Annotated in this window: 5 protein-coding genes and 1 pseudogene; 4 read left to right on the top strand and 2 right to left on the bottom strand. The window is 63.3% G+C overall.

Annotation, left to right across the window (positions count from 1 at the left end):
* Positions 1-331 precede the first annotated feature (331 nt).
* The 4 genes from Q0L57_RS06280 (at position 332) to Q0L57_RS06265 (ending at position 3384) form a co-directional block, all read left to right on the top strand.
* Positions 332-613 carry a transcriptional regulator gene (locus tag Q0L57_RS06280; protein WP_296739641.1) on the top strand — a complete coding sequence of 94 codons (282 nt, stop codon included), beginning with the start codon at positions 332-334 and terminating at the stop codon, positions 611-613.
* Positions 614-634: 21 nt separating this feature from the next.
* Positions 635-1747: a PLP-dependent cysteine synthase family protein gene (locus tag Q0L57_RS06275; RefSeq protein WP_296739638.1), complete on the top strand. Its 1113-nt coding sequence runs from the start codon at positions 635-637 to the stop codon at positions 1745-1747.
* 76 nt (positions 1748-1823) lie between these two features.
* Complete coding sequence (locus tag Q0L57_RS06270; RefSeq protein WP_296739636.1) at positions 1824-2750, top strand: Gfo/Idh/MocA family oxidoreductase; 927 nt, start codon at positions 1824-1826, stop codon at positions 2748-2750.
* Between the two features lie 124 nt (positions 2751-2874).
* Complete coding sequence (locus tag Q0L57_RS06265; protein WP_296739634.1) at positions 2875-3384, top strand: hypothetical protein; 510 nt, start codon at positions 2875-2877, stop codon at positions 3382-3384.
* 39 nt (positions 3385-3423) lie between these two features.
* On the opposite strand, the gene Q0L57_RS06260 is transcribed toward Q0L57_RS06265, so the two are convergent.
* Positions 3424-4089 carry an O-methyltransferase gene (locus Q0L57_RS06260; RefSeq protein WP_296739633.1) on the bottom strand — a complete coding sequence of 222 codons (666 nt, stop codon included), beginning with the start codon at positions 4087-4089 and terminating at the stop codon, positions 3424-3426.
* Between the two features lie 79 nt (positions 4090-4168).
* Positions 4169-4636, bottom strand: a pseudogene (locus Q0L57_RS06255) (DNA-directed RNA polymerase subunit beta'); the annotation flags it as partial.

The following is a 4636-nucleotide window of genomic DNA, read 5'->3' as shown; positions in this document are numbered from 1 at the left end:
TGTCTTTTCGCTCGTAAAACGAACCCTGTTTGAGGCAAACTCCAAAGCGCGTCGCTTCGGAAAGGCAAGCCTCACATCGGTTCTGACGGTGCGGCTTCTACCCGCAACCCCTTTGTCCGTCAACCCCGGAGCGGCAAATATTGCGCCCAATTCGGGGCTGAGCAGCCATGCGAAAAACGCATGTAATTTTCTTGCGTCGTTTTTCAAGGTGGAGGAAGAAAGTGACCGGCTTTCGGCTGTCACGCACGTCAGCTTCATGGCAAAAGGCCCGCATGAGCAGCGGAAATCCCCTCGCTCGAACGAATCTGACCAAGAAAGAGGGAATCAACCCGTGAACGACAACGAAGAGCGCCCGGTCACCATCATCACCGGCCGGGTGTGGAAGAAGAAGGGCGGCAAGCCGGAGGGCGTGCATGTGATGCTGGTGGCGCCGGACGATGATTCTGCCGTGCGTCGCGCGCTCGAATCGCTCGCCGCCGAAGGATATGCTGAAGCAGAGCTCGACCAGATCGGCGACATGGATGGCGAGCCCGACGATGAGCCGCATCTGTCGGCCTACCAGGGCGCGCTGGAAGGCGAAGTGTCGATCGTCACCTTCGACGAGCCGATCTGAACCCGTTTAGAGGTATCTCGCATGGCCAAGGCAAAGGGGACCGGACCTGCATCCCGCGCCTGGGCCGACCGGGCAGTTGCCGCGATCGAGGCCGACCAGCGCCGCTCGGCCGACACGCATCTGTGGAAGCTCGACCTGCCGGCGCTCAACGGGATCGACTTCTATCTCAAGGATGAATCGACCCACCCGACCGGCAGCCTGAAGCACCGGCTGGCGCGCTCGCTCTTTCTCTATGCCCTGTGCAACGGCCATATCCGTGAAGGGAGCGCCGTGGTTGAAGCCTCGTCCGGCTCGACCGCCGTGTCGGAGGCCTATTTCGCCCGTATGATCGGCGTGCCGTTCTATGCCGTGATGCCGCGCTCGACCTCGCGCGAAAAAATCGCCGCGATCGAGCACTATGGCGGCAATTGCCATTTCATCGACGATGGCAGGCGCATCTATGCCGAGTCGGCCGCATTGACCGAGCGGCTGGGCGGCCACTTCATGGACCAGTTCACTTACGCCGAGCGCGCCACCGACTGGCGTGGCAACAACAACATCGCCGAGTCGATCTTCGGGCAGATGCGCGACGAGCGGCATCCTGTCCCGGCCTGGATCGTGATGAGCGCAGGCACCGGCGGCACCTCGGCCACGATCGGCCGCTATCTGCGCTACCGGCAGCACGCGACGCGGCTCTCCGTGGCCGACGTCGAGCGCTCCGCCTTCTTCGAAGGCTTTGCCACCCATGACCGCGACTGCCGCTGCGAGCAGCCGACTCGGATCGAAGGCATCGGCCGGCCGCGCGTCGAGCCGTCCTTCGTGCCCGGCGTCATCGATCACATGCTGCGGGTGCCGGACGCGGTGTCGCTCGCGGCGATGCGGGTTCTGTCGCGCCACCTCGGTCGCCGTGTCGGCGGCTCGACCGGAACCAACTTCATCGCCATGTGCTTCCAGGCTGCGCGCATGATCGAGGCAGGCGAAACCGGCTCGCTGGTGACGTTGATCTGCGATTCCGGGGAGCGCTATGCCAACACGTATTATTCAGACGACTGGCTGCTGGCCAACGGCGTTGACCCCTCGCCCTTCGAACCGGTGATCGAAGCGTTCCTGGCCGGCGAGAGGCTGGCGCTGAAATTCGAGGAGAGCTGGGGCTGAGAGGCCGGCTGCCGCCCGCTTGCCGGTGGCGGTCGTTCTGCTAAGACAAGCGCGCTGTCAAACAGATGGAGCGAACGTGTCCCAGCCTATCAGAATTGGCATTGTCGGCGTCGGCAAGATCGTGCGCGACCAGCATCTGCCAGCCCTGGCGAAAGACCAGGATTTCCGCCTTGTCGCCGCCGCCAGTCGTCACGGCAAGGTCGACGGCATCCCGAACCACCGCACTATCGAGGCCATGCTCGCTGCCGAGCCCAGCCTGGAGGCGGTTTCGCTCTGCATGCCGCCGCAGTTCCGTTACGACGCCGCGCGTACCGCGCTGGAAGCGAAAAAGCACGTCTTCCTCGAGAAGCCTCCGGGCGCCACGGTCAGCGAGGTCGAGGACCTGAAGACGCTGGCGACGCGGAACGGTGTGTCGCTCTTCGCCAGTTGGCATTCGCGCTATGCGCCGGCGGTCGAGGCCGCGCGCGCCTTCCTCACGTCCGCAAAGATCAACTCGGCCGCCATCATCTGGAAGGAAGATGTGCGGCGCTGGCACCCGAACCAGGAGTGGATCTGGGAACCGGGCGGTTTCGGCGTGTTCGATCCGGGCATCAACGCCCTGTCGATCGCGACCTATATCCTGCCGCCGATGTTCATCACCTCGGCCGTGCTCGACTTTCCCGAAAACCGCGCTGCCCCTGTCGCGGCGCAAGTCAGCTTTCGCACGTCGAACGGGATACCGGTGGCGATGGACCTCGACTGGCTGCAGACCGGGCCGCAAAGCTGGGACATCCTGGCCGAGACCGGCAAGGGCAGGATGGTGCTTTCGGGCGGCGGTGCAAAACTCGCCATTGACGGCACGGTCGTCCATGACGAACCCGAGGCCGAATATCCGATGCTTTACAAGCGTTTCGCCGAGATCGTCCGCGCCGGAGCTTCCGATGTCGATCTGGCGCCGCTCCAGCATGTCGCCGACGCCTTCATGCTCGGCAAGCGCAACGTCGTCGAGGCATTCTTCGACTGAGGCAGCCAGCGACAAACTCAAACTATCTCGCGAGCCCGAGACAAAGGTCCTGCTCAGGCAGCCGATAACCGCCGTTTGAACCGACCGCCTTCGATGCTAGCTTGCGGACAGACGGGAGGAGAAAATGGAACCGAATGACATTGCGAAGCGCTCCGCGGGAAACTTTGCAATTTTTGCGGCTTGCGCCTTCGTCCTTTGGTTTTGGGCCGCACTGATCAATTGGCTCGCGCAATTGTTGCGCCTGTCGACGCCGGAGCATCTGACCAATGTGGCGACGGCCATCGCCCAATCCTCCACGCTTGAGGCAATCATCAGCATCTGGCTGCTGACTGCCGCGATCGCGATTGCGTTTCCGGCGATCTGGCGACCGCTTTCCACGACGACCATGCTCATGTTCGATGTCGGCTACGGCGTGCTCGGCGCCCTGACCGGATTCGGGCTTGCGATTGGATTGTTCGGTGGCGGCTGGCGCATCTTCCTTTGGGCAATCTTCTACAGTGCCGTCATTGCGGGCGGCTATGTGCTCGTCCGCAAATTCCTGCCCCTGTCCGAGATGCGCAGCTACGGCAGAGGCCGGTGGATCCTGGCCGCCGCCTTGTTCGTGGCATCGCCGCTGATATTGTTGTGGGGGTAGAGGCTTACACCAAGCCTCCCACCGCCGGGCGGCTGATCTTCACTCGACGATCGCGATGGCGAAGCCGTCATAGCCCTTCGCACCGACAGTCTGGATCGCCGTGCCATCCAGCCGGTTGTCGCCGCCGATGAAGGAGAACGCCGCGCGTGCGCCTTCGACATTGGCGTCGCGGCCATCCTCGTCGAGCACGGCACCGTCGCGGATGACATTGTCGCAGACGATGACTGTCCCGGCGCGAGCCAACCGCATGGCCCAGGACAAATAGTTCGGGTTGTTGGGCTTGTCGGCATCGATGAAGATCAGGTCGAACGGGCCGACATTCTCGTCGGCAAGCGCCGCCAGCGACTGAAGCGCGGGACCGACCCGCACATCGATCTTGTCCGAAACCCCTGCCCGCTCGAAGTTCGAACGCGCGACCTTGGCATGATGGGGTTCGAGCTCGAGCGTGACGATCCTGCCATCGGCCGGCAATCCGCGCGCCATCCAGATCGTCGAATAGCCGCCAAGCGTGCCAATCTCGAGCACCCTCCTTGCGCCACGAATGCGCGCCAGCAGCGACAAGAATTTTCCCTGCGCGGCGGAGACGTCGATCGCCGGCAGGCCCTGGTCACGGTTGGCCGCCAGCACCGCGTCCAGCGTGGGGTCGTCCGAAAAGAGAGAGGAAACGATGTAGTCGTCGACGGCGATCCAGGTCTTCTTGCTCATGTCAGTTCCTCGATTGTGAAACCAGAAATGCAAAAAGGGGCCGCGTGGGCCCCTTTTCTTCTTCTCATCCCGTCCGCGCTTACTGCGCGGCGTTGACCATGTCGGTCAGCATCGGCTCGGCGACCTCGACACCGGAGGCCTTGCGGCGCTCGTCGATGATGAGCTCGTCGCGCGAGGTGGCGATGCGCCGGATCTGGCTCATCGTGCCGCCGGTGCCGGCTGGGATCAGGCGGCCGACGATGACGTTTTCCTTCAGGCCCTGCAGCATGTCGGTCTTGCCGGCAACCGCGGCTTCCGTCAGCACCCTGGTCGTCTCCTGGAAGGAGGCGGCAGAGATGAAGGACGGCGTCTGCAGCGAGGCCTTGGTGATGCCGAGCAGCACCGGCTGGCCTTCGGCCGGCTTCTTGCCGTCCTCGATCAGCCGCTCGTTGACCTCTTCCAGTTCGATCACGTCGACATGATCGCCCGGGATGTAGGTCGAGTCGCCCTGGACGGTGATCTCGACCTTCTGCAGCATCTGGCGAACGATCACCTCGATGTGCTTGTC

The organism is Mesorhizobium sp. (assembly GCF_024509055.1).
GTDB lineage: Bacteria > Pseudomonadota > Alphaproteobacteria > Rhizobiales > Rhizobiaceae > Mesorhizobium.
Note: the sequence above shows the minus strand (reverse complement) of the source record. Positions and strands in the feature narration are given on the sequence as shown.

Bases quoted from the DNA above. Each gene is read 5' to 3' on its own strand.
- Q0L57_RS06265 (WP_296739634.1), top strand. From the start codon at position 2,875: ATGGAACCGAATGACATTGCGAAGCGCTCCGCGGGAAACTTTGCAATT.
- Q0L57_RS06260 (WP_296739633.1), bottom strand. From the start codon at position 4,089: ATGAGCAAGAAGACCTGGATCGCCGTCGACGACTACATCGTTTCCTCT.
- Q0L57_RS06275 (WP_296739638.1), top strand. From the start codon at position 635: ATGGCCAAGGCAAAGGGGACCGGACCTGCATCCCGCGCCTGGGCCGAC.